Below are 24,454 nucleotides of genomic sequence, written 5' to 3' on the forward strand. Positions count from 1 at the left end.
GCATGGTCCGTTCCGCGCTGGTCCCGCTGGGCGTCGCACTCGCACTGGCCGGTTGTTCGGCCGAGCCCGCGCCGCCACCCCCACCCGCGACCACCACCTCCGCCTCCGTCGCACCGACGACCAGGCAGCTCCAGCCCGTGGACGTGTTGCGGGCGGAGACCAGGAACAGCACGATCGGCCTTGGCGCCTCGGCCTGCGGGCAGAGCGTGCCGCCCACCGACCCCACCTGCGGCGAGCACCTGACCCTGGTCGAGCAGACGCTGACCAAGGTGCAGGCGGAGCTGGTCCGGCTGTTCCCCGGCCGGGATCTGGGCAAGAGCAAGGAGACCGCGGATCTGGCGATCCGGTCGGTGTCGCTGGTGCGCAGGATGAACTGCTACGCCATGAACGGCGCGGACAAGAAGCCGGGCAAGAACGAGTCCGAGCTGTGCGCCACGATCGGCAGGCTGGCGCTGGTGCAGTGGCTGAACTACGAGACGACGGTGGGGCAGCTCTAGATCAGCGGGATCTCCCTGACCAGTTCACGCAGGCCCTCGGCGTCGAGCAGGTCGGCCGGGCGCAGGGTGGTGTCGGTGCGCACGTAGTGGAAGGCGGCGCGCACGGTCTCCAGCGCGGCCCCGGCCAGCGCGGCCCAGGCCAGCCGGTAGGCGGCGAGTTGCACGGCCAGTGCGGGCAGGTGGGTTTCGTCGGGGACGGCGCCGGTCTTCCAGTCGACCACGGTCCAGCCGCCGTCGGGGTCGGCGAAGACGGCGTCCATCCGGCCCCGCACGGTGATGCCGTCCACCTCGGTCTCGAACGGGACCTCCACGTCGTGCGGGGTGCGGTCGGCCCAGGCGCTGGCCAGGAAGGCGCGCTGCAGGGCGTCCACGTTCTCCTCGGTGGGCAGGTCGGCGTCGGCCGCGCCGGGTAGTTCGTCGAAGTCGAGCAGGCGGCTGGCCTGGTAGCGGTGTTCCAGCCAGGCGTGGAAGGCGGTTCCCCTGCGGGCCAACGGGTTCGGCGGGAACGGGAGTGGGCGGCGCAGGCGGCGGGCCAGGGCGTCGGGGTCCTTGGCGAGTTCGACGAGCTGGCTGACGGAGAGCTGTTCGGGCAGCAGGACCTGTTCGCGGCGGTTGGCGGCGGCGGCGCGTTCGGCGAGCAGGACGTCGACGTCGCGGGCCCAGCCTTCGGGGTCGAACTCGTTGGCGGGGGCGGGTTCCGGGGTGTCGGCGGACTCGGGGGCGGGGTCTTCGGCGGGCTCGGTTCCGGGTTCCGGAGCGGGTTCGGGAGTCGCGGGCGGGGTTGGCTCGGCGGTGGGCTCGTCGTAGTAGGGGTCCTCCGGCGGGTACTCGTCGTCCGCCGGGGGCACGAAGTCCTCCTCCGGCGGGAGGTAGTCGTCGTCCGGTGGCTGGTAGTCCTCGTCGGGGGCCAGGTAGGTCTCGGGTTCCGGGGTGTCCTCGTCGGCGGGTTCCGGTTCGGCAGGCGACTGATACTGGTCCACTGTGGACAGTGCGTCCCTGACCAGGTCCGCGCCGTCGGTGACCGCGGAGCGCCTGCGCGCCAACGGGTCCACCGGCCAGGTGAGACTGTTTCCCTGCGCGGCCAGCGGGTTGGCCTCGTCCTCTTCGGGGTGCGGGGCCCAGTGGTGCACGATGCCGACCCGGTCGCCCGCGGTGATCACCTCGTGGATCTCGGTGAGGAATTCCGATGGACCGCGGGGTTTCTCGCCGGTCTCGCCCCACCAATGTCCTGATACCAGCAGGGTTTCCTCGGAGCGGGTGAGCGCGACGTAGAGCAGTCTGCGTTCCTCGGCCAGCCTGCGTTCCTCGAACTCCTCGGAGTGCACGGCCAGGGCTTCCTCGATCTCCTTGCGGTTCTCGCAGGAGTGCAGGTTGAGGCCGGGCAGGTCCTGGGCGTCGCCGCGCAGCACGGCAGGCAGCTGGTGTGGCACCCGCAGCCAGGAGGCGGATTTGCGGCGGCCCGGGAAGACGTCCTTGACCAGGTGTGGCACCGCGACCACGTGCCATTCCAGGCCCTTGGCCGCGTGCGCGGTGAGGATCTGCACCCGGTCAGGGGAGACCTCGACCTCGCCGGGTTCCAGGCCGTCCTCGGCGCGTTCGGCGGTGGCCAGGTAGTCGAGCAGGCCGTTGAGGGTGGGGTTGGCGCTGCTGCGGGCGAATTCGGCGACCACGTCGGCGAAGGCGTCCAGGTGCGCGCGGCCGACGCCGGAGAGCCGGGACAGCGATTCGATGTCCAGCAGCAGGGTGCGTTCCACGTCGGCGACCAGTTCGCCCAGTGGCTGGTCGCCGCGGCGGCGCAGCGCGGCGAGTTCGCCGCCGAGGCGGCGGATCCGGCGGAAGCCCTCGGCGCTGTACTCCTCGGGCGGGCCGGGATCGTCCAGCGCGTCGACCAGGCCGGCCTGTTCGGCGTGTTCGCCGGGCAGCGCGTCGGCGAGGGCGTCGAGCGGGTCAGGGCCACCGCGTTTGCTCTCCGGGGTGGCCAGCAGCCGGGCCCGCCGCCACAGCGCGGCCAGGTCGGCAACACCCAGCCGCCAGCGGGCGCCGGTGAGCAGCCGCATGGCCGCGGTGCCGGCCAGCGGATCGGTGAGCATGCGCAGGGCGCTGACCAGGTCGCGGACCTCGGGTTCGTCCAGCAGGCCGCCGAGACCGACCACCTCCACCGGCAGGCCGCGCTCGCGCAGGGCGGCGGCGATCCCGGCCATGTCGGCGCGGCGGCGGACCAGCACCGCGGCGGTTGGCGGCGCACCGGTGGCGTCCACTGTGGACTCCCAGCGGGCGGCCACGGTGTCGGCCAGCCAGGCCAGTTCGGCGTGCAGGTCGGGCAGCAGCGCGATCCGGACGTCGCCGACGCCCGCGTTGTCCTTGGCCCGCAGTTCGGCCACGCCGGAGCGCAGTTGGGCGGAGACCTGGTTGGCCAGGGTGAGCACTTCCGGCGGGTTGCGGAAGCTGGTGAGCAGGCCGTAAGTCGTCGCTGGCACCCATTTCCCGCTGCGGTCGCGGGTGGGGAAGTCAGTGGCGAAGCGGGGCAGGTTGGCCGCGCTGGCGCCGCGCCAGCCGTAGATGGCCTGCACTGGGTCGCCGACCGAGGTGACCGGCAGCACCGGCCGGTGCGAGCCGCCGAACAGGCCGCGCAGCAGCACCCGCTGGGCGTGCCCGGTGTCCTGGTACTCATCCAGCAACACCGCGCCGTAGCGCTCGCGCTCGATGGCCACCACGTCCGGATCGGTCTCGGCCAGGCTGGCGGCCAGGGACATCTGGTCGGCGAAGTCCATCGCCGCCTCCCGCCGCTTCCGCTTGGCGTATGCCTCCACCAGCGGCAGCAGTGCGACCCGGAGTCGTTGCGCGGCAACGATCTCCTGCAGGGCGACCGGCAGGCCCTCGCGTTGCCGGGGCGCGCGTGGGGCATCCTCGATCAGGCGGCAGAACTCCAGCGCGTGCGCGCGCAGCTGGTCCGGGCTGACCAGGTGCTCGCCGAGTTCACCGGCCAGGGAGAGCAGGTACTGGGTGACGGTGGCCGGGACCTTGTCGGTGTCGATGTCCTCGGTCCAGCCCGCCACCACCCGGTGCGCGAGCTGCCAGGCCGCGGTCTCGGTGAGCAGCCGGGCGCCGGGTTCCACCGGCAGCCGCAGCCCGTGTTCGCCGACCAGCCTGCCCGCGTAGGCGTGGTAGGTCAGCACGGTCGGCTCACCAGCGGTGACCGCGGCCCTGCGGTCGCCGCTGGGGTCGAGCCGGTCCAGCAGCCCGGCCCCGGCCAGCCGACGCAGCCGGGCGCGCACCCGGTCACCGAGCTGGCGGGCGGCCTTGCGGGTGAAGGTCAGGCCCAGCACGCGTTCCGGGGTGACCAGGCCGTTGGCCACCAGCCACACCACCCTGGCCGCCATGGTCTCGGTCTTGCCGGCGCCCGCGCCCGCGATGACCAGCGCGGGTTCGGCCGGGGCGGCGATGACCTCGGCCTGTTCCGGGGTCGGTGGGTGCAGGCCGAGTGCCGCCGCGACCTCGTGCGGCGTGGCGAACTCGGTCACTCGCTCACCTGCCTGCCGGAATCCTGTGTGGGACAACAGGTTCGCGCCGGGCAGCGGGAGCAGTCGGTGTTCTCGGTGGCGACGAAGGTGGGGCCGATGCAGGCCTGTCCGGCGGCGTAGACCGCGTCCAGCCAGACCTTGACGCCCTCCTCGTTGAGCGGGGCCTGGTTGCGTTCGGCCGCACCGGATTTCTTGTCCGGCTTGGCCACGTAGAGCAGTCGCGCGCCGCCGGGCTGGGTGCCCAGGCCAAGGGAGGAGAACGCGCCGAGTGCGGCGGCGAGCTGGTAGACGGCCAGCTGCGGGTGCTCCTCGGCCTCCTTCTTGCTGACCGCGGTGCGCGCGGTCTTGATGTCGACCACCACCGGGCGGTGCTCGGTGTCGGTGTCCAGCCGGTCCACCCGGCCCTTGACCCGCAGCCAGGGCCCGCCCTCCTCCTTGGGCGGCAGTTCCACGGTGATCTCGTGCTCGACCGCGACCTGGGTCAGCTCGGCCCGGCTGCGCACCAGCCAGGCGCGGAAGGAGTCGACCATGCCCTCCACCCTGGCCCGTTCCTTGCGGGAGAACCAGGGCGCGCCCGCGTCCACCGCGGCCCATGCCTCGTCCAGGGTGCGTTGCAGGGCGTCCGGGTCGGCGCCGGAGGAGGCGGCCTGGACCAGGGCGTGCACCAGCGAGCCGGTGATGGAGGCCAGTTCGGCCGGATCCTGGCCGCCGTGCCGCTCCACCATCCAGCGCAACGGGCAGCGCGAGAGAATGTCCACAGTGGACGGTGAGATGCCGACGGCCTCCACATCGGTCCACAGTGGACGTTCGGTGCTGGTCGCGCCGAGGCCGTACCAGGAGTCCGGGTGCGCGCCGGGCACGCCGGCCGCGGCCAGCCGGGCGAGCTGGGTGGCGGCGCGTTCCCGCTGTGCGGGCTCGGCCCGCGGATCGCAGACGGCCCGGCGCAGGTCGCCGACCAGGTCGGCCAGGATCAGGCCGCGGCTGGGCTGGAACACCGGGCGGATCGCGTCGGCCTCGTCACTGCCCTCGAAGTCCGCGCCGTCCAGCTCGTCCAGGAACCGGGACGGGGTGTCGTCCTCGCCGCGCACCGCGCTGACGATCAGCGACTGCCGCGCCCGGCTGGCCGCGACCAGCAGCAACCGGCGTTCCTCGGCCAGGATCGGGGCCACCGCGGAGACCTTGTCCTCCACCCGCACCCCGGCCAGCAGGTCGATCAGCCGTTCCACCCCGAGCAGTGAGCCGCGCAGCCGCAGGTCGGGCCAGATGCCTTCCTGCACACCGGGAATCGCCACCAGGGTCCACTCCCGGCCGACCGCGGCGTGCGCGGTGAGCACGGCCACCGCCTCGCCCTGCGGTGCGGCCGGGGCCAGGGTGTCGCCGGAGATCTGTTGTCCGGTCAGGTAATCGGCGAATCCGGCCACGCCGGAGCCGGGCAGCCGGTCGGCGTAGCGGGCGGCCGCGTCGAACAGCGCCACCACCGAGTCCAGGTCCCGGTCGGCCTGCGCGCCAACGGGTCCGTGCCGTCCGGCCAGGGCCAGCCAGCGCTGCTCCAGGCCACTGGCCTGCCACACCTGCCACAGCACCTGCTCCACGCCCTCACCGGCGGCCACCGCCTCGCGGGCGATCCGCAGCAGCATGGCGACCCGGCGGGCGGGTGCGGCGGCCTCGTCCAGCGCGACCAGCTTCTCGTCGATGTTGAGCGCCTCGACCAGCAGTTCGCCGCTGGCCCGGTCGCCACCGGCGGCGAGTTCCAGTCGACGCAGGCCGCGGCGGAGTTTGCGCAGGGCGAGCGGGTCGCCACCGCCGAAGGGGCCGGTGAGCAGGGCGGCGGCCAGGTCGGGGTCGAGCAGGTCCGGCCGGGCCGCGCAGCGCAGCACGGTGAGGAAGGGCCAGACCGCGTTCTGCTGCGGCAGCGGCAGTTCGTCGGCGGGCACCGCCACCGGCACACCCGCGGCCAGCAGCGCCCTGCGCAGCACCGGCAGCGTGTTCCCGGTGCTGCGCACCAGCACCGCCATCCGCGACCAGGGCACCTCCTCCAGCAGGTGCGCCCGGCGCAGCTGGTCGGCGATCCAGGTCGCCTCCTGCGCGGCCGAGGCGAGCACCCTGATCTGCACCGACCCGGAGCGCCCGTCGGTACGCCCGCGCAGTTCCCGCTGCGGCCCGGCCCCCGGCAGCCGGCCGGCCAGCCGGGACACCGCGGCCCGCACCGCGGGCGCCATCCGGTGCTCCTGGGTGAGCACCACGGTGCCGCGCTCCCCCGGCACCTCGGCCAGCAGCCTGCGCGGATCCGCGCCGCGGAAGGTGAACACGGCCTGGTCCGGGTCGCCGAACAGCAGGCATTCCTGGGCGGCGTCGCCGAGCCTGCGGATCAGCGTGTACTGCAAGGGATCCAGGTGCTGCCCGTCGTCGACCAGCAGATGCCGCACCCTGGCCCGCTCGGCGGCCAGCAGGTCCGGGTCGGTCTGCAGGGCCAGCAGCGCGGAGCCGACCAGCTCGGCCGCGTCCAGCGCGGGCGCCGCGGCCTGCGGCCCGGTCGAGCCGACCACCCCGCGCAACAAGGTCACCTGCTCGTACTGCAGGCCGAAGGTCCCGGCCGCGACCCACTCCGGCCGCTCGTGCCGCTCGCCGAGTTCGATCAGCTCCTCCGGCCCTACCCCGCGTTCGGCCGCCCGCAACAGCAGATCCCGCAACTCCGCGGCGAAGCCAGGCAACCCCAGCGCGGGCCGCAACCGCTCCGGCCAGTCCAGTGCCCCCGTCTCGATGTCCCCGGCCAGCAGCTCCCGCACCACCGTGTCCTGCTCCGGCCCGGACAGCAGCCGGGGCGGCGGCAACCCGTCCCGCGCGGCCTGCAGCCGGAGCACGGCGAAGGCATAGGAGTGCACGGTCCGCACCAGCGGCTCCCGGATCGTGCGCAGCCCGTCGGGCTGATCAGCGGTCAGCAGCGCGGTGATCCGGGCCCGCAGCGTGATCGCGGACTTCCGGCTCGCCGCCAGCACCAGCACGTGTTCGGGGTCCTCGCCCTGGCGGATCCGGTCCGCGGCGACCTCGGCGAGCAGGGTGGTCTTGCCGGTGCCCGGTCCGCCCAGCACCCGCAGGAACCCGCCGGTGTGCGCGAGCACCGCACGGGCCGCGTCGTCCCACCGCGGCGGCGGAACCGGCTCGGCCGTCCGGCGAACGAGCGCGGGCGGACGGAGAGACACCCCGGCATCGAATCACGCCGGGTGGTGGTGCGGGTGAACTGGGCCCGGCGCGTTGGGCTAACGGAAGCGGTCGGTGACGTCGCGGGCACGCTGGAGCACGGCGGAACGCCCAGTGGTGCAGACCAGCTGTACCTAGTCCCAGCGATGGCGACAAACTGCCAACCCGCTCCGGCGCACCCCCATCCGGGGCCATGCGCACGAATGCGCACATGTCCGATATGCCCCTACGGACGTACCCGTTCGGCTGTTTGCGCACACAAGCGGCGAATCATTCCCGTGCGGATCATGGGATGGGTGCCGATTCGATAACACACGATCTGCAAAGCCATCTGCGACATGCGTCACGCCTGCCCATTTGGAGCAGTGCTGACGCGTTCTGTGTGCTGTCGCATTCGTTTTTCTGCGGCAACCGGGTAGGCACACCGCCGACCGTTCGTCAGAAATGCCGCAAGGCCGTCACCGAGCGCTAACTCAACCACCGATTCGAGTGGTCATGCACCCTGCAATGTTTGCGTCCAGACAACTAACAAGTCCCCCGGTCAGGTGACTTCACGCGGCCGAACACGCGGTGCTAGCTTCGCCCTGACCGGACGTGATTGAACGACACAACCTCTCGGACCGCTACCCGAGAGGTTGTGTCACGCGCTCAGACAGCCATTGTTCCCCAATCGTTTTCTCTTTTTAACCTCAGCTATTCCTGCCCTTTTTCGCATGCGTAGAAATTGGTGGTGTACGCGGTGACTGAATCGTTGGAGTCCGACGTCCGGACCGACAGCAACGGCAACGGCAACGGGCATGCCCCGCTCAGCCTTGGCACGGCGGCGGCGCGGAACCTGGCGACGACGACCAAGTCCGTCCCGCAGATGCAGGCGATTTCCTCCCGGTGGCTGCTGAAAGTGCTGCCCTGGGTGGAGGCCAAGGGTGGCGCGTTCCGGGTCAACCGGCGGTTGAGCTACACCGTCGGCGACGGCCGGGTCACCTTCACCTCCAACGGGACCATCCGGGTGGTGCCGCCGGAGCTGGCCGAGCTGCCGATCCTGCGTGGCTTCGACGACGAGGACGTGCTGGTCGCGCTGGCCAACCGGTTCCAGCAGCGGGAGTACCAGCCCGGTGACGTGATCGTGGAGTTCGGCAACGAGTCGAACGAGGCGTTCCTGATCGCGCACGGCAAGGTCAACAAGCTCGGCCTCGGCGAGTTCGGCGACCAGACCGTGCTGGGCACGCTGGCCAACGGCGACCACTTCGGCGACGAGTCGCTGACCGACCCGAGCAGCATCTGGGACTTCACCGTCAAGGCGGTCACCCCGGTGACCGTGCTGACCCTGGACCAGCGTGCCTACGACGAGGTGGTCGGCCAGTCCCCCGCGCTGCAGGAGCACATCGCGGCCTTCGTGGCCGGCCAGGCGCGCAAGGGCAACCCGCACGGCGAGGCCGAGATCGAGGTGGCCTCCGGGCATGAGGGCGAGTTCGACCTGCCCGGCACCTTCGTGGACTACGAGCTGGCCCCGCGGGAGTACGAGCTGAGCGTGGCGCAGACCGTGCTGCGGGTGCACAGCCGGGTCGCCGACCTCTACAACCAGCCGATGAACCAGCTCGACCAGCAGCTGCGACTGACCATCGAGGCGCTGCGCGAGCGCCAGGAGCACGAGCTGGTCAACAACCGGGACTTCGGCCTGCTGCACAACGCCGATCTCAAGCAGCGCATCCACACCCGCTCCGGCCCGCCCACCCCGGACGACCTGGACGACCTGCTCGCCACGGTGTGGAAGGAGCCGGGGTACATCCTGGCCCACCCCAAGGCGATCGCCGCCTTCGGCCGGGAGTGCAGCAAGCGCGGCATCTACCCGACCGCGATCGACATGAACGGCAACAAGGTGCCGTCCTGGCGCGGGGTGCCGATCCTGCCCTGCAACAAGATCCCGGTCACCCAGAACAACACCAGCTCGATGATGCTGCTGCGCGTCGGCGAGCACAACCAGGGTGTGGTCGGCCTGCACCAGACCGGCATCCCGGATGAGTACCAGCCGGGCCTTTCGGTGCGGTTCATGGGGATCAGCGAGAAGGCGATCATCTCCTACCTGGTGAGCGCCTACTACTCGGCCGCGGTGCTGGTGCCGGACGCGCTGGGCATCCTGGAGAACGTGGAACTCGGCCGCACCGATGGCTGACCAGCCCTTCGAACTGCCTGACTTCTACGTGCCGCACCCGGCACGGTTGAACCCGCATCTGGAATCGGCGAGGGCGCACGACAAGCGGTGGGCCTTCGAGATGGAGATGATCGGGCCGACGAAGGACGGCGGACCGGAGATCTGGAGCGAGGCCTACTTCGACGGCATGGACATGGCCGGGCTGTGCGCCTGGGCGCATCCGGACACGCCCGGCGACCGGCTCGACATCGTGACCGACTGGTACACCTGGGTCTTCTACTTCGACGACCACTTCCTGGCGTTGTTCAAGAGGACCAGGGACCAGCAGGGGGCCAAGGCCTATCTGGACCGGCTGATGGCCTTCATGCCGCTGGACCTGTCCGACCCTCCACAGTGGACGAACCCGGTGGAGCGCGGACTGGCCGACCTCTGGCAGCGGACCGCACCGCAGATGTCCATGGACTGGCGGAAGCGGTTCGCGGTGAGCACGGAGAACCTGTTGGTGGACTGCGTCTGGGAGTTGGACAACATCGCCAACGACCGCATCCCCAACCCGATCGACTACATCGGCATGCGCCGCAAGGTCGGCGGCGCGCCGTGGTCGGCCGGACTGGTCGAGTACACCGAAGGCGCGGAGGTCCCGGAACGGGTGGCGCACAGCCGCCCGCTCCGGGTCCTCCGGGACACCTTCTCCGACGGGGTGCACCTGCGCAACGACATCTTCAGCTATCAGCGGGAAACCCAGCAGGAGGGCGAGGTGAACAACGGCGTGCTGGTCATGGAGACCTTCCTGGGCTGCGACACCCAGCAGGCCGCGGACACCGTCAGCGACATCATCACCTCCCGGCTCAAGCAGTTCGAGAACACCGTGATCACCGAACTGCCGCCGCTGTTCGCCGAGCACCGGCTGCTGGCCGACGAGCAGATCGCGGTGGCCCGCTACGTCAAGGGGTTGCAGGACTGGCAGTCCGGCGGGCACCAGTGGCACCTGCGCTCCAACCGGTACATGAACGAGAACGCGCCGCCGATGCCCGGCCGGCGGCGGGGCAGCCGGTTCCTCAGCGGGATCGGCACCGGCTCGATCGGCCTTGGCGGTGCGCATGGCTGAGGCCGCGACCACGATGCTGGGGCTGACCGGACCGGGCATGGGCCTGACCCGGATGGCCGCCTTCGCCCCCGCGGTGAACACCGAACCGTTGCAGCCCAACGGGATCCACTTCGGCGGCGGCGCACTGCCGGAGTTCTACATGCCCTACCCGGCCAGGACCAGCCCGCACCTGGAGCGGGCCAGGACCTTCGCCGCGGACTGGACCAGGCGGATCGGCATCGCCAGGGCCGGGGTGTGGACCGATCACTGGACCGATGCCCAGGACTACGGCTACTGGGCCGCGGTCTCGGTGCCGGACGCGCCAGCCGCCGCGGTGGACCTGGTGGCGGCCTGGGGTGTCTGGGGTTTCCACTGGGACGATTTCTTCGACGACCGGTTCAAGCGGACCCGCAACATCCTGGCCGGGCGGGCCTACGTCGACCGGCTGATGACCTTCCTGCCGCAGGACCTGGCGAAGATGCCCGCACCTGAGGACCCGGTGCAGGCCGGACTGGCCGACCTGTGGACCCGGATGGCGCCGAACCTGCCGCCGTCGGGCCGGGCGGCCTTCCCCGGTCAGCTCGGGGAGTTCCTCTACGGGCCGCTGTGGGAGGTGCACAACGTCATCCAGGGCCGGAGCCCGGATCCGGTGGACTACGTGGAGATGCGGCGGCAGACCGGCGGCGGGATGTTCGCCTACGCGCTGGCCATGGCCGGGCTGGGCGGCGACCTGCCGGCCGCGGTGTGGGAACACCGCACCATGAAAGCGCTCGGCGAGATCTTCGCCGAGGTGCCACCGCTGCGCAACGACATCATCTCCTACGACAAGGAGATCCACCGCGAGGGCGAGATCCACAACGCGGTGCTGATCACCCAGCAGTTCTTCGGCTGTGACCGGGAACGGGCGACCTCGATCGTCAACGACCTGCTCACCGGACGGATCAGGCAGTTCCAGCGGCTGGCCGCGATCGAGGTGCCCAGGATGGCCAGGGAACTGGACCTGGACGCCACCGACCGGGCGACGGTGGCCGCGGTGGTGAACGCGCTGCGCGACTGGCTGGCCGGTGACTGCCACTGGGCGCCACGCTGCGCGCGCTACCGCTGACCAAGCTTTTCTCTTGCAGCGCAACAACAACCGAGGAGCCGAAAGATGACCACAGTCCAGCCACGGAACACCGAGTACGGCAAGCCGGTGCTGCGCAGCGACTACCAGCGCTCGGTGGCGGCGTACTGGAATGCCGAGGAGGACCCGGTCAACCTTCGGCTGGGCGATGTCGACGGCCTCTACCACCACCACTACGGCCTCGGCGACTACGACCCCGCGGTACTGGAAACCCCGGCGGCGCAACGGGATCAGGCCATCATCGACGAGATGCACCGGCTGGAGACCGCGCAGGCCGAGGTGCTGCTGGACCACCTCGGCGATGTCCGGCCCGGTGACAGGCTGCTGGACGCGGGCTGTGGCCGCGGTGGCAGCAGCATCATGGCCAACCTGCGCTTCGGCTGCGAGGTCGACGGCGTCTCCATCTCGCAGAAGCAGGTGGACTTCGCCAACGAGCAGGCGCGCAAGCGCGGAGTGGCCGACCGGGTGCGGTACCACTTCAAGAACATGCTCGACACCGGGTTCGAGACGGCCTCCCGCAAGGCCATCTGGAACAACGAGAGCACCATGTACGTGGACCTGCACCAGCTCTTCGCCGAGCACGCCAGGCAGCTGGAGATCGGCGGCCGCTACGTCACGATCACCGGTTGCTACAACGACGTCACCGGTGGCCGGTCCAAGGCGGTCAGCCAGATCGACCAGCACTACACCTGCAACATCCACCCGCGCAGCCAGTACTTCAAGGCCATGCAGGCCAACAACCTGGTGCCGATCAGCGTGATCGACCTGACCGCGGCCACCATCCCGTACTGGGAGCTGCGGGAGAAGTCCTCGGTGGCCACCGGCGTCGAGGCCCCGTTCCTGCAGGCATACCGCGAGGGCAGCTTCCACTACCTGCTCATCGCGGCCGATCGGATCTGACGAGCCGATGAGCGACACAGTCGCCACCGAGACGGTCCCGGCCAGTTCGCTGGCCGGGCCGTCCGGCCTGGGCACCTCAGCGGCTCGCATCGCCAGCGTGTTCGGCAAGGTCCCGGCGCCCGCGCCGGCGCCGGAGGTCACGCCGGCGCCCGTCCCGGTGGCGGCGGCCGGCGGCGGTGATCCGGCCTACGCCGTGCGGTCCTGGGGAGATGGCAGCTACTCCCCGCTGTACGTGCCGATGGTGGAGCGGATCAACCCCGCGCTCGGCCAGGAGGTGGACGACCGGCTGGTGAGCTGGGCCGAGGAGTGCGGGTTCTCCGAGCCGGAGAGCGAGCTGATGGGCAAGGCCGGGTTCGGCAGGCTGGCCATGCTCACCCACACCGACACCGAGGACCCGGACCAGCTGCTGATCGCGGCGAAGCTGAACGCGGCCTGGTGGGCCGCCGACGACCTCTACGCGGACAGCACCGAGCACGGGGCGGTGCCCACCGAGCTGCCGTTCCGGCTCACCCTGGCGATGGCGGCGATGGACCCGGTGCCGCCTGCCGGGGAGTTCACCCCGCCGCTGGAAGAGAAGATCGCCTCCGAGCGGGTGCTGGTGGCGCTGCGCTCGGCCACCGCCTACCTGGCCGGTCGCAGCACGCCCGCGGTGGTGCACCGGTCCAACTACTCGACCTTCTCCATGTTCGTCAGCTGGACCGCCTACGCGGCCTGGCGGCACACCGGGGAGTACCCGACCGCGTGGGAGTACCTGACCGCGCGGCAGCACGACAACTTCTACACCTCGATGACGCTGATCGACGCGGTCGGCGGCTACGAGGTGACCGCGAACGTCTACTACGCCCCGGATGTGCGCGAGGCCGCGTTCCAGGCCGGGGTGGCCGCCGTGCTGGTCAACGACCTGTTCTCGGTGGCCAAGGACGCCGCGGACGAGGTGCCGGTGTGCAACATGGTGCTGCAGATCGCCGCCGACCGGGGCTGCTCGATCGCCGAGGCCACCGAGGCCACGGTGGAGCTGCACAACCAGATCGTCCGGGACTTCGAGGCCGCGCACCAGCGCCTGGCGGCCGTGCCCTCGCCTGAGCTGCAACGGTTCCTGCGCGGGCTGCGGGCCTGGATGGGCGGCGGCTTCGAATGGCACGCCACCAACCCGAGATACCACAGCTAGAACCCCGATCCTCCTTTGATTCCTGCTCGTACAAGAGAACTTGGCGGTGTGCACGGTGACAGAAGCGTTGGAGTCCGGCGTCCGGACCAATGGCAACGGCAACGGCGCTCAACTGAGCCTGGGCACGGCGGCGGCGCGGAATCTGGCGTCCACCACCAAGTCCGTGCCGCAGATGCAGGGCATCAGCCCGCGCTGGCTGCTCAAGGTGCTGCCCTGGGTGGAGGCCAACGGCGGCGCGTACCGGGTCAACCGGCGGATGACCTACGCGGTCGGCGACGGGCGGCTCAGCTTCAGCAACGTGGGCACCCAGATCAGGGTGGTGCCGCCGGAACTGGGCGAACTGCCGCTGCTGCGCGGGTTCGAGGACCAGGAGGTGCTCACCGCGCTGGCCGACCGGTTCGAGCAGCAGAGCTTCGCCGCGGGCGAGGTGCTGGTCACCCAGGGCCAGCCGGCGGACCGGGTGATCCTGGTGGCGCACGGCCGGATCACCAAGCTGGGCACCGGCGAGTTCGGCAACACCACCTCGCTGGGCACCCTGGTCGACGGCGACCACTTCGGCGATGAGGCGCTGCTGGGTGAGAGCACCTGGAAGTTCACCGCCCGTGCGGCCACGGCGGGCACCCTGCTGTCCTTGCCACGCAGTGTGTTCGAGCAGGTGGTGAGCCAGTCCGAGGCACTGCGCGACCAGGTCACCGCCTACCGGCTCAGCCCGCGCAAGGCGCAGAACGCCAAGGGCGAGGCCGAGATCGACCTGGCCTCCGGGCAGGACGGCGAGTACGAGCTGCCGGGCACGTTCGTGGACTACGAGCTGTCCCCCAGGGAGTACGAACTCGCGGTGGCGCAGACCATCCTGCGCGTGCACACCAGGGTCACCGACCTGTTCAACCAGCCGATGAACCAGCTCGACCAGCAGCTGCGGCTGACCATCGAGGCACTGCGCGAGCGCCAGGAACACGACATGTTCAACAACCCGAACTTCGGGTTGCTGCACAACGCCGACCTCAAGCAGCGCATCCCCACCTACAGCGGCCCGCCCACCCCGGACGACCTGGACGACCTGCTCACCCGCAGGCGCAAGACCAAGTTCATGCTGGCCCACCCCAAGGCGATCGCCGCCTTCGGCCGGGAGTGCAACAAGCGCGGGGTCTACGCCGAGACGGTGGACTTCGGCGGCGCCCAGGTGGTGGGCTGGCGCGGGGTGCCGCTGCTGCCCACCAACAAGATCCCGATCAGCGAGACCGGGTCAACCTCGATCGTGGCCATGCGGGTCGGCGAGGAGGACCAGGGCGTGATCGGCCTGCACCAGACCGGCATCCCGGATGAGTACCAGCCGGGGCTGAACGTGCGGTTCATGGGCGTCAACGACAAGGCCGTCACCTCCTACCTGGTCAGCACGTACTACTCGGTCGCGGTACTGGTCCCGGACGCGCTGGGCGTGCTGGAGAACGTCGAGATCGGGCACTGACATGGCGAGTGCGGAAACAACCCCGGTTCTGGGCGCGGACACCATCGGTGAGGTGCTGGCCTGGAGCCGGGGCATGATCGAGCCCGCGATGCGGGACGCGGTGGAGGGCCTGCCGCAGTCCATGCGCCGCATCGCCGGCTACCACTTCGGCTGGTGGGACGAGCAGGGCAGGCCGAGCGAGGGCAGCAGCGGCAAGGTGATCCGCCCGGCCCTGGTGCTGCTGACCGCGGAGGCGGTGGGCGGCATCCCGGCCGCCTCCGTCCCGGCGGCGGTCGCGGTGGAGCTGGTGCACAACTTCTCCCTGCTGCACGACGACGTGATGGACGGGGACACCACCAGGCGGCACCGGGCCACCGCGTGGAGCGTGTTCGGGCTGAACGCGGCGATCCTGGCCGGGGACGCGTTGCTGGCGGTGGCCATGGAGGTGGTGGCCACCAGCAAGCTCCCCGACGCCAAGGCGGCCACCAAACTGCTCAGCGCCGCGGTGCTCGAACTGCTCGACGGGCAGTTCGCCGACCTGGCCTTCGAGGACCGCAGCGACGTCGACGTGGACGAGTGCCTGGCCATGGCCATCGGCAAGACCGCGGCCCTGCCCAGGGTGGCCTGCGCGCTGGGCGGCATGTACGGCGGCGGCAGCGCGGAGCAGGTGGCGCACCTGGCCAAGTTCGGCGAGGATGTCGGGCTGGCCTTCCAGCTGGTGGACGACCTGCTCGGCATCTGGGGCGATCCGGCGGCCACCGGGAAGTCGATCTACTCGGACCTGCAGAACCGCAAGAAGTCGCTGCCGGTGGTCTTCGCGCTGACCTCCGGCACCCCGGCGGCCCGCGACCTGGCCGCGCTGTATCAGCGCACCGATCCGCTGGACACCGCCGAGCTGGCCCACGCGGCCGCGCTGGTGGAGGCCGCGGGCGGCCGGGACTGGGCGCAGCAGAAGGCCGATGACCTGCTCGCGCAGGGGCTGGCACACCTGCAGGCCAGCTCACCGCGGTCCAGGGCGGGCGGTCAACTGACCATGCTCGCTCGATTGATCACCCAGCGAGATCGCTGAACCGGATTCTCCGCAGGCGGCAAGGCAAAGGCCGTCCTCGCTCTTTCGCAGCGAGGGCGGCCTTTCCCCTTTTGTCCCCCGATAGAGTGGATGAATGCTCAACGAGGCCGCACTGGCGGTGGGTCGGCAGGTGGTCCGGCACGTGCTGCGGACCTGGCTGAGCCAGCGCCGGGCGGAGGCTGACCGGCGCCTCCCGCTGGCCGAGCTGATCACCGTGGCGGTGCCGGACGCCTTCTCCCGGCGCAAGCTGGAACGCAGGCTGGCCGATATCGGCGACCAGGCCGCGCACCGGTTGCAGCCCTGGTACGACGTGGAATTCCGGCACCTGCCCGAGCACGAGCGGCAGGCCGCGCTGGCCGCGGTGGCCGACGCGCTCGGCGAGGCCGACCTGTCCGACCGGACCCTGTTCGAGGCCGATCTGGACCCGGCCAAACTCGCCAGGCTGGTCCGGGACCGGGTGCCCTCGGCGGTGCTGCGGGCCGGGCTGAGCGATGCCGCGGCCGATCTGTACTCGGCGGTGCTGGACGAGAGCTGCATGGCCCTGGTCAGCGTGGTCCGCCAGCTGCCTGCCTTCGGCGAGCGCGCGGACGCGGAGTTCCTCAGCCGGTTCTCCTCGGTGGCCGAGAAGATCGAACTGCTGCTGCACCGGCTGCCGAGGACCTCACTGGACGCCCCGCACGGCAGCGGGCAGGACGCCGAGTTCCGCAGGCGGTACCTGGGTTTCCTCAGCGAGACCCTGGACGAGCTGGAGCTGTTCGGGGTGGACACCCGGCGCTACCGGCCGCGCACCTCGGTGTCGGTGGCCTACCTGAGCCTGAGCGTGACCCGGTCGGTGGATGAGGACGACGACTGGTCCGGCCGCGGCTGGGAGAGCGCGGACGGCGGACTGCGGGTGGAGTCGGCGCTGGCCGACCGGTCCCGGACGTTGCTGCGCGGGGACGCCGGATCGGGCAAGACCACGTTGATGCAGTGGCTGGCGGTCTCCGCGGCCCGCGGCACCTTCACCGACAAGCTGGCCTCGTGGAACAACCTGGTGCCGTTCCTGGTGCGGCTGCGGGCCTACGCGGATGCCGAACTACCCGAACCGCAGGACCTGGTGGCCGCCAACGCCGGGCCGATCGCCGGGCTGGCGCCGACCGGCTGGGTGCACCGGCTGCTCTCCGACGGCCACGCGCTGCTGCTGGTGGACGGGGTGGACGAGCTGACCGCGGACCGGCGGCCGCGGGTGCGGCGCTGGCTCAAGGGGTTGCTGGTGGCCTACCCGGACCTGCGGGTGGTGGTCACCGCGCGGCCGAGTGCGGCGGATCGGGGCTGGCTGGACGCCGAGGGTTTCCGCGCGGTGCGGCTGGAACCGATGACCCCGCTGGACATCGCCGAGTTCACCGCCCGCTGGCACGAGGCCATCCGCGGCGCGGCCCTGCCGTGTGAACCGGAGGAACTCGACGAGTACCGCACGGCGTTGTTGCGGCACCTGGAATCCCGGCCCGCGCTGCGCATGCTGGCCACCAACCCGTTGCTGTGCGCGCTGTTGTGCGCGCTGAACCTGGACCGCCGCAAGCAGTTGCCGCCAGACCGGATGAAGCTGTACGAGGCGGCACTGGAACTACTGCTCGACCGCCGCGACGCCGAGCGGGAAGTGCCTGCGGCGCAAGAGCTTTCACTGGAAGGCGCGACCAAGCTCGGGGTGTTGCAGTACCTGGCCTGGAGCCTGAGCATGTGCGGGCGCACCCAGCTCGACCTGGACGCCGCGGTGGAGCACGTGCAGCGGGCACTGGCCCGGATGCCCTCGGTGGACCTGCACCCGGCCACGGTGTTGCAGCACCTGCTGGAGCGCAGCGGGGTGCTGCGCGAGCCGGTGGAGGGCAAGGTCGACTTCATCCACCGGACCTTCCAGGAATACCTGACCGGCAAGGAGATCGCCGAGAACCATCTGGCCGGATTCCTGGTGGGACAAGCACATCTGGACACCTGGCGGGAAACGGTGGTGCTGGCCGCCGGGCACTGCTCGGTGCCACTGCGGGCTGAGTTGTTGGACGGGATCTTGGACCGGGCGGACGCCGAGCGGCGGCATGCCCGGAAGCTGCGGCTGCTCGCGGTGTCGTGCTTGGAGACCACGCACACCGTGCCGGAGGAGGTCGCGGCCCGGGTGGATGCGGTGCTGGAGCAGTTGGTGCCGCCGCGGGACAGCCGCGAGGTGCGGTCGCTGGTCCTTGCCGGAGAACAGGTGTTGCGCAAGCTTCCATCCACTTTGGATGGTTTGAGCGACGCGGTGGCGACGGCCTGCGTGGAGGCGGCGGCGCTGATCAACGGGCCGGGCGGGTTGCGGGTGCTGAGCCGGTACGCCTCGGATCCGCGGATCTCGGTGCAGCGGGATCTGGCCTGGGCCTGGCGGCATTTTGATCCGGAGGAGTACGCGATCCAGGTGCTCGGCAAGGCTCCGCTGCCGGGTGGCAGTGCGATGGTGCAGGAGTACAACCAGATTCCGCACCTGCACCACCTGCGGAACCTGCGCTGGACCCGGATCGACATCCGGAATCCTTCCAGGAACGATCTGGACTTCCTGGCCGGAGTGCCGCGGCTGCGCTCGCTGAACCACCACAACGACCCCGAGGCCGACCTGCACGAGCTGGCCGAGCACCCCGAACTGGCCTACCTGCGGCTGTACAACCCCTGCGCCGGCCTGGGCTTCCTGGCCAGCCTGCCCAGGCTCCGCACGCTGGAGCTGTGGTATCCGCCCATCACCGACCTGTGGTTCGTAGCCGACCTGCCGGAACTACGCGAGCTGGCCCTGGCCGACTGCGCGGACCTGCGGGAGATCTCCGGGGTGGCCACCGCCCGGAACCTGGAAACCCTGCGCCTGCACGGGGCGGTGTCGCTGACCGACCTCGCGCCGCTGGAACTGCTGCCCGCGCTCACCGAACTGCACCTGATCATGTCCGAGCTGCCCGGCGGATTGGCCGGGCTGGGTTCGGTGCTGCCGCGACTCACCTGGCTGTCGTTGAACAACACCCCGGTCGACGATCTCGCCCCGCTGACCGGCGGCAAGCTGGTTGACCTGGACCTGGGCTACACCAAGGTGGCAGACCTGACCCCGCTGGCCGGACTGGACACATTGCGACGGCTGAACCTGCAGGACAGCCACCAGCACGACCTGGCACCACTGGCCGGACTATCCCAGCGGATGAACCTGTTGCTGCTGCATGACCAGGAAGTGCGCAACCTGGACAAGCTCGGGCCCAACATCCGGATCGTGCGCCGGTAGCCCTGTCGGTGCCGTGCGCCACAATGGCCGCGTGGACGAGGAGACCATCGAACGCGTGCGCACCGCCGTGCAGTCGATCCCGCCCGGCCAGGTCGCGACCTACGGAGACGTGGCCGATGTGTCGCGGGCACCATCGCCGCGACTGGTGGGACGGGTGCTGTCCGAGGACGGGCACGACCTGCCCTGGCACCGGGTGCTGCGCGCCAACGGCACCTGTGCACCACACCTGGCCCGCGAACAGCTGGAGCTGCTGCGGGCCGAGGGCGTGCTGGCCGATGACGGGAAGATCAACCTCCGGCAGTACCGCTGGGCGGCCGTGCCCCCGCCGGAGGAGCCGCCCAGTCTTTTCTAAAGCCAGCCTGTGCTAGATCCGCTCGTCAGTCGCGCCCAGGTGCGGGACCTGCCGCGGCTGGACCGTGGCCAGGCGCCCCGCCTGGTAGTCCTCCACCGCCTGGATGATCTCGGCGCGGGTGTTCATCACGAACGGGCCGTAGCGGGCCACCGGCTCGTTGATCGGCCTGCCGCCGAGCACCAGCACCTCCCAGCCGTTCTTACTGGCCAGCGGCTGGGTGTCGGCCGCGCGCAGGGTGACCGCCGAACCGTGGCCGAGCACCGCGAGCTGGCCCTCTTCCAGGGGCTTGGCCTCCGCGCCGACGGTGCCGCGGCCGGAGAGCACGTAGACCATGGCGGTGAAGTCCTCTGGCCAGGGCAGGTCCAGGCGGGCGCCGGGGCTGACCGTGGCGTGCAGGTAGGTGATCGGGGTCCAGGTGACGCCGGGACCGGCGTGGCCGTCCAGCTCACCGGCGATCACCCGGACCAGCGCGCCACCGTCCACACTGGACACCAGGCCGACGTCGTCAGCGCCGATGTCCTGGTAGCGCGGCGGGGTCCACTTGTGCGAACGGGGCAGGTTCACCCACAGCTGCACGCCGTGGAACAGGCCGCCCTTGGCCACCAGCTCCTCGGTCGGCAGCTCCGAGTGCAACACGCCCGCTCCCGCGGTCATCCACTGGGTCTGGCCGTCCGCGATCACGCCGCCGCCACCGGTGGAGTCGGCGTGCTGCCAGGCCCCGTCGATGACGTAGGTGACCGTCTCGAAGCCGCGGTGCGGGTGCCAGGGCGCGCCCTTGGCCTCGCCGGGGGCGTACTCGGTGGCGCCGAGGTGGTCCAGCAGCAGGAACGGGTCCGCCGCGGGCAGGTCAAGGCCGGGGAAGGGCCGCCGGACCGCGAAACCCTCGCCCTCCACCGAATGCGTCGCGGTCACCGTGCGCCGGACCGGCCGCCAGGCGGTCAGTTCCTGGGGCAGTTCGGGCAGGCGGGGCAGGGTCAGGGTGTCGGCGGTGACGGCTGGCATGGCTGCCTCCTGAGATCCACCGGCCGCCCTGGGGTGGCGGCCACTGCCCCCGTCAACGAGGTTGACACGTCAACTATTCCCGGGGGCAGTGGCCTGCCGTGCCTACCTGATCTCGTAGCTGTCGCCGTAGACCTTCCACTTCAGCGGCGTCTTCAGGTCGAGGTTGCCGTTCTTGAGGAAGACCCGCTGCGCGGTGTCCACCCGGCTGGTGTTGCTGTGCGCGGGCTCCTGCTTCATCGCCCACACCCGCGCGTCCAGGAACGCGTTCAGCCAGGTGGTCTCGTTGCCGCCCTGGGACGGCGGCTTGGCGTTGCTCAGCGCGCGATTGCGGATGTGCGTGAAGTCCGGCGAACCCCAGCCGTCACCGTGCATGACGATGGCGTCGTAGTAGATGAACTGGCCGAGCGCCCTGGACAGGCCGTCCTTCTTGGCCTGGGATACGGCCGGGTTGAAGTACACCCGGTCCCGCTCGGACTCCTGGGCGGCCTTGAACGCCGCGTCCTTGGCCGCGGTCTGCCAGTCCTTGGTGTAGCTGGGATCCAGCCCCTCGTGCGAGGGCGTGCCGTTGACCTTGCGCAGCGCGGGCAGGTACTTCTCCAGCACGTTGCCCGGTTTGCGCTTCTTGTACAGCTCGACCAGGTCCAGCATGTCCCCGGTGCCGGAACAGAAACCGATGATGCCCGCGGTGTAACCGCGTTTGTCGTTGATGTCCTCGATGTAGCCGAACCTGCCCCGCCAGTTCAGCGTGGAGTTCTCCGCGCTGGCCACGATTTGCATGGCGATGTCCTTCATGCGCGGGTCATTCAGGTCCGGCGCCGCCGGCGCGGCCTGAGCCGAACCGGTGACCAATGCGAAACAGGCGAGCAGGGTGGCCGCGATTCGACCAGGAATCCTCACGTGGCTTCCTCCGAGTCTGCAGGGACTCGGCGGCGGTGCGGTCACGGTAAACGGCCCGCACCGCCCACCACAAGAGCTTTGATAGGAAAACTTACAAACCTATTCCGCCGGGAGCTGGGTGAGCCGCCAGTGGTTGCCGAAGGGGTCGCGCAGGCCGACGTCGATGCCGTAGTCGTGCTGCTCGGGCTCGCCGATGAACTCCACGCCCTTGGCCTTGAGGTCCCGGTAGGTGGCCCAGACGTCCTTGGTGGCGAACCCGCCTGGACACATGTGCCCGGCCGCGACCAGCCCGCGCACGGTGGCCACGGTCTCCTCGTCCATCAGCGGCGGCAGCGGCAGGTTGAGCGCGATCGGCAGGTCCGGCTGGCCGGGGGCGGTCACCGAAAGCCAGCGCATGTGCTCGAACCGCACGTCGCCGTGCGGGCTGAAGCCCAGTGTGTTGACGTAGAAGTCGTACGCCTCGTCCTGGTCCAGAACCCAGACGTGCACCATGCCGACACCCGTGATCATGTGAAACCTTCCGCTAGCCGCTTGCTGTGCACTCACCGTAGGCAGGCAGCCCGCCGACTGGCTTCTCCAAAACTGCTCACTCCCGCGGCCGGGTCATCATCCGGACAAAACACCCGGGCACCGGGAGAAATGCCGGATGTGCCCGTTCCCGGTAGGAACTGGGACTTTCCCCGACAAATCGGCGGAATTGCGTGCTGAAGGAGCCGAGGCTGGTGAATCCGACCGCGAGGCAGACCTGCGTGACGGTGAGTTTCCGGTTGCGCAGCAACGCCTGGGCGCGTTCCAGCCTGCGGGTGAGCAGGTAACGGTGCGGGGTCTCACCGAAGGCGCGCTTGAAGCAGCGGCTGAAGTGGGACTGGGAGACCCGGGCCGCACGGGCCAGCGCGGGGATGTCCAGTGGTTCGGCGTAGCTGCTGTCGATCAGGTCCCGCGCCCGCAACAGGTGTCGCGCCAGCGGCACATCCCGGCCCATGCGGTCATTGTCGCCGCCGGGTCAGACAATCGCGTCCCGGTAGCGCCGGACGATCAGGTCCACCACCCGCTCGTGCGGGCCGAGTGGTTCGGCCACCACCGCGTGCCCGGCCACCCGCAGTGCCTGGTGGAACAGGCCGGGGGCGAGCAGCCAGGAGGCCACCGACACCCGGCGGCCGGTGCGGCGGGCGGTCTCCAGCGCGGTGCCGAGGCCGGGGGCGGCGGTGGTCACGTAGCCGATGGCGACCTCGTCGCCGAGGCGGTCGGCGAGCAGGGCGGCCGCGGTGCGCACCTCGGCCAGCGCGCCCTCATCAGAGGATCCGGCCGCACCGAGGACCACCGCGTCGCCGGGCCGCCAGCCCGCCTCGACCAGGCGTAACGCGGCCACGGCGATGAGTTCGGGGGCCGCGCCCAGTGCCGGGGCAAGGGTGATGTGGCGGCGGCCGCTGCGGGTGATCTCGGCCGGGACGTCGCCCCGGACGTGGTAGCCGCTGGCCAGGAAGGCGGGCACCACGACGGCGTCATCCACCAGCACCTCGGCGAGCCGGGGTTCGCGGACGTCGGCGTAGGCGACGGTGACCGGCAGGCCGAGTTGGTGGCCGACGGCGGTGGCCAGGGCCTCGGTGGTGAGCGCGCCAGCCGGGTCCTTGGTGCCGTGCGCGACCAGGACCAGGGGCCTCATCGCAGGGCTCCGGCCGGGGTGTCCAGGGCGACCCGGTAGCCGCGTTTGACCACGGTCTGGATCAGCCGGGGTTCGCCGAGGGCGGTGCGCAGGCGGCCGACCGCGGTCTCCACCGCGTGTTCCTCGCCGCCGGTTGGCAGGGCGTCGAGGAGTTCGGCCCTGGTGGCGACCCGGCCGCAGCGGCTGACCAGGGCCCGCAGCACGGCCATCGGCGCGGGGGCGACCGGGCGGTACTCGCCGTCGACGACGACGGCCTGGCCGCGGAGTTCGAGGGCCTTCCCGGCCACCCGCAGCCGTGGTGCGCGGGCGGCGAGTTCGGCGCCCAGGTGTCGGGCCAGCGCGCCGATCCGGCCCCGCTCGGGGGCGATCACCGGCACGCCGAGGGCGACCAGCGGGGCGGCGGTGATGGAGCCGACGCAGGCGACCAACAGGTCGGTGCGCAGTGCGGCGAGCAGGTCCTCGCGGCGGTTGCGGGTTTCCGCGTGGGACAACAGGTTCATCGCGGCGGGGGCGCTGGTGAAGGCCAGCGCGTCGACCTGGCCGAGGCTGATCGCGTCGAGCAGGCGGTCCAGCGGGGCCACGTCGGCAGGGCGGGACCAGCGGTAGACCGGGACCGGGACGACCTCGGCGCCGGCCGCGCGGAGCGGGTCGACGAACTCCGGCACCGGCGCGCCGTGTTCCTGGACCACGATGCGGCTACCCGCCACACCCAGGGAAAGCAGGTGCTGCAACAGGTCCGCGTTGGATTCCGAGGCAGGCGAGAAGGACTCGACCAGTCCGGCGGCCCGGATCGCGCCGCGGGCCTTGGGGCCGCGGGCGAGCACGGTGGCCCCGCCGAGCTGGTGCCGCAGTGCCGGGGCCAGGCCCCAGCCCTCGGCCGCCTCCAGCCAGCCGCGGAAGCCGATCGCGGTGGTGGCCACCACCACGTCCACCGGCGCGGCCAGCACATCCCTGGTGGCCGCGATCAGGTCGGCGTCGTCGGCCACCGGGGTGATCCGGATCGCCGGGGCGTGCAGCACGGTGGCGCCCCGGCGTTCCAGCAGTGCGGCCAGCTCCTCGGCGCGGCGGGCGGCGGTCAGGCCGACCGTGAACCCGGCGAGGGCGGGCAGCGCACCGTCCATT

18 protein-coding genes are annotated in these 24,454 nt (G+C 71.0%); 10 read left to right on the forward strand and 8 right to left on the reverse strand.

Going from position 1 to position 24,454, the window contains the following annotated elements; translation table 11 throughout:
• The first annotated feature begins 2 nt into the window (after nt 1-2).
• Nucleotides 3-497 carry a hypothetical protein gene (locus HNR67_RS00100; protein ID WP_184999962.1) on the forward strand — a complete coding sequence of 165 codons (495 nt, stop codon included), beginning with the start codon at nt 3-5 and terminating at the stop codon, nt 495-497.
• On the opposite strand, the gene HNR67_RS00105 is transcribed toward HNR67_RS00100, so the two are convergent.
• Both HNR67_RS00105 and HNR67_RS00110 read right to left on the reverse strand, forming a co-directional pair.
• Nucleotides 494-4,018, reverse strand: a complete 3,525-nt coding sequence (locus HNR67_RS00105; protein WP_184999963.1) for an ATP-dependent helicase — start codon at nt 4,016-4,018, stop codon at nt 494-496. The genes HNR67_RS00100 and HNR67_RS00105 overlap by 4 nt on opposite strands.
• On the reverse strand, nt 4,015-7,218 hold the full coding sequence (locus HNR67_RS00110; protein WP_184999964.1) for an ATP-dependent helicase: 3,204 nt from the start codon (nt 7,216-7,218) through the stop codon (nt 4,015-4,017). Before HNR67_RS00110 ends, HNR67_RS00105 begins: the two co-directional genes overlap by 4 nt.
• A gap of 737 nt (nt 7,219-7,955) precedes the next feature.
• Between HNR67_RS00110 and HNR67_RS00115 the strand changes: the two genes are divergently transcribed.
• From HNR67_RS00115 to HNR67_RS00155, 9 genes are all read left to right on the forward strand, one after another.
• Nucleotides 7,956-9,386 carry a family 2B encapsulin nanocompartment shell protein gene (locus tag HNR67_RS00115; protein ID WP_407645102.1) on the forward strand — a complete coding sequence of 477 codons (1,431 nt, stop codon included), beginning with the start codon at nt 7,956-7,958 and terminating at the stop codon, nt 9,384-9,386.
• Nucleotides 9,379-10,473 (forward strand): terpene synthase family protein, encoded by a 1,095-nt coding sequence (locus tag HNR67_RS00120; RefSeq protein ID WP_184999965.1) that lies wholly within the window; start codon nt 9,379-9,381, stop codon nt 10,471-10,473. Before HNR67_RS00115 ends, HNR67_RS00120 begins: the two co-directional genes overlap by 8 nt.
• On the forward strand, nt 10,466-11,557 hold the full coding sequence (locus tag HNR67_RS00125; protein WP_184999966.1) for a terpene synthase family protein: 1,092 nt from the start codon (nt 10,466-10,468) through the stop codon (nt 11,555-11,557). Before HNR67_RS00120 ends, HNR67_RS00125 begins: the two co-directional genes overlap by 8 nt.
• 45 nt (nt 11,558-11,602) lie before the next feature.
• Nucleotides 11,603-12,475: a geranyl diphosphate 2-C-methyltransferase gene (locus HNR67_RS00130; protein ID WP_184999967.1), complete on the forward strand. Its 873-nt coding sequence runs from the start codon at nt 11,603-11,605 to the stop codon at nt 12,473-12,475.
• Between the two features lie 7 nt (nt 12,476-12,482).
• Complete coding sequence (locus HNR67_RS00135; protein WP_184999968.1) at nt 12,483-13,643, forward strand: family 2 encapsulin nanocompartment cargo protein terpene cyclase; 1,161 nt, start codon at nt 12,483-12,485, stop codon at nt 13,641-13,643.
• Between the two features lie 55 nt (nt 13,644-13,698).
• The gene (locus HNR67_RS00140) at nt 13,699-15,108 is read left to right on the forward strand and encodes a family 2B encapsulin nanocompartment shell protein (protein WP_312986168.1); all 1,410 of its coding nucleotides are present in this window, start codon (nt 13,699-13,701) and stop codon (nt 15,106-15,108) included.
• Nucleotide 15,109: 1 nt separating this feature from the next.
• Entirely contained in the window at nt 15,110-16,156 is a 1,047-nt protein-coding gene (locus HNR67_RS00145) for a family 2 encapsulin nanocompartment cargo protein polyprenyl transferase (RefSeq protein ID WP_184999969.1), read from the forward strand.
• Between the two features lie 94 nt (nt 16,157-16,250).
• Nucleotides 16,251-19,418 carry an NACHT domain-containing protein gene (locus HNR67_RS00150; protein ID WP_184999970.1) on the forward strand — a complete coding sequence of 1,056 codons (3,168 nt, stop codon included), beginning with the start codon at nt 16,251-16,253 and terminating at the stop codon, nt 19,416-19,418.
• A 31-nt stretch (nt 19,419-19,449) separates the two neighbouring features.
• On the forward strand, nt 19,450-19,770 hold the full coding sequence (locus HNR67_RS00155) for an MGMT family protein (protein ID WP_184999971.1): 321 nt from the start codon (nt 19,450-19,452) through the stop codon (nt 19,768-19,770).
• Between the two features lie 12 nt (nt 19,771-19,782).
• On the opposite strand, the gene HNR67_RS00160 is transcribed toward HNR67_RS00155, so the two are convergent.
• From HNR67_RS00160 to HNR67_RS00185, 6 genes are all read right to left on the reverse strand, one after another.
• Nucleotides 19,783-20,772 carry a pirin family protein gene (locus HNR67_RS00160; protein ID WP_184999972.1) on the reverse strand — a complete coding sequence of 330 codons (990 nt, stop codon included), beginning with the start codon at nt 20,770-20,772 and terminating at the stop codon, nt 19,783-19,785.
• Between the two features lie 102 nt (nt 20,773-20,874).
• Nucleotides 20,875-21,669: a chitosanase gene (locus HNR67_RS00165; RefSeq protein ID WP_407645103.1), complete on the reverse strand. Its 795-nt coding sequence runs from the start codon at nt 21,667-21,669 to the stop codon at nt 20,875-20,877.
• Nucleotides 21,670-21,768: 99 nt separating this feature from the next.
• On the reverse strand, nt 21,769-22,179 hold the full coding sequence (locus tag HNR67_RS00170; protein WP_184999973.1) for a VOC family protein: 411 nt from the start codon (nt 22,177-22,179) through the stop codon (nt 21,769-21,771).
• Between the two features lie 76 nt (nt 22,180-22,255).
• A complete protein-coding gene (locus HNR67_RS00175; RefSeq protein ID WP_184999974.1) occupies nt 22,256-22,651 on the reverse strand; it encodes a helix-turn-helix domain-containing protein in 396 nt (131 codons plus the stop codon).
• Nucleotides 22,652-22,672: 21 nt separating this feature from the next.
• Nucleotides 22,673-23,332 carry a sirohydrochlorin chelatase gene (locus HNR67_RS00180; RefSeq protein ID WP_184999975.1) on the reverse strand — a complete coding sequence of 220 codons (660 nt, stop codon included), beginning with the start codon at nt 23,330-23,332 and terminating at the stop codon, nt 22,673-22,675.
• Nucleotides 23,329-24,453: a uroporphyrinogen-III synthase gene (locus HNR67_RS00185; protein WP_185009893.1), complete on the reverse strand. Its 1,125-nt coding sequence runs from the start codon at nt 24,451-24,453 to the stop codon at nt 23,329-23,331. Before HNR67_RS00185 ends, HNR67_RS00180 begins: the two co-directional genes overlap by 4 nt.
• Between the last annotated feature and the right edge of the window lies 1 nt (nt 24,454).

This window comes from Crossiella cryophila, from assembly GCF_014204915.1.
In the GTDB taxonomy this organism is placed as follows: domain Bacteria; phylum Actinomycetota; class Actinomycetes; order Mycobacteriales; family Pseudonocardiaceae; genus Crossiella; species Crossiella cryophila.

What these genes read in the sequence shown, in the direction of transcription:
- HNR67_RS00100 (WP_184999962.1), top strand. Translation starts at nt 3, where the DNA reads ATGGTCCGTTCCGCGCTGGTCCCGCTGGGCGTCGCACTCGCACTGGCC.
- HNR67_RS00120 (WP_184999965.1), top strand. Translation starts at nt 9,379, where the DNA reads ATGGCTGACCAGCCCTTCGAACTGCCTGACTTCTACGTGCCGCACCCG.
- HNR67_RS00125 (WP_184999966.1), top strand. Translation starts at nt 10,466, where the DNA reads ATGGCTGAGGCCGCGACCACGATGCTGGGGCTGACCGGACCGGGCATG.
- HNR67_RS00130 (WP_184999967.1), top strand. Translation starts at nt 11,603, where the DNA reads ATGACCACAGTCCAGCCACGGAACACCGAGTACGGCAAGCCGGTGCTG.
- HNR67_RS00135 (WP_184999968.1), top strand. Translation starts at nt 12,483, where the DNA reads ATGAGCGACACAGTCGCCACCGAGACGGTCCCGGCCAGTTCGCTGGCC.
- HNR67_RS00145 (WP_184999969.1), top strand. Translation starts at nt 15,110, where the DNA reads ATGGCGAGTGCGGAAACAACCCCGGTTCTGGGCGCGGACACCATCGGT.
- HNR67_RS00150 (WP_184999970.1), top strand. Translation starts at nt 16,251, where the DNA reads ATGCTCAACGAGGCCGCACTGGCGGTGGGTCGGCAGGTGGTCCGGCAC.
- HNR67_RS00160 (WP_184999972.1), bottom strand. Translation starts at nt 20,772, where the DNA reads ATGCCAGCCGTCACCGCCGACACCCTGACCCTGCCCCGCCTGCCCGAA.
- HNR67_RS00170 (WP_184999973.1), bottom strand. Translation starts at nt 22,179, where the DNA reads ATGATCACGGGTGTCGGCATGGTGCACGTCTGGGTTCTGGACCAGGAC.
- HNR67_RS00175 (WP_184999974.1), bottom strand. Translation starts at nt 22,651, where the DNA reads ATGGGCCGGGATGTGCCGCTGGCGCGACACCTGTTGCGGGCGCGGGAC.
- HNR67_RS00180 (WP_184999975.1), bottom strand. Translation starts at nt 23,332, where the DNA reads ATGAGGCCCCTGGTCCTGGTCGCGCACGGCACCAAGGACCCGGCTGGC.
- HNR67_RS00185 (WP_185009893.1), bottom strand. Translation starts at nt 24,453, where the DNA reads ATGGACGGTGCGCTGCCCGCCCTCGCCGGGTTCACGGTCGGCCTGACC.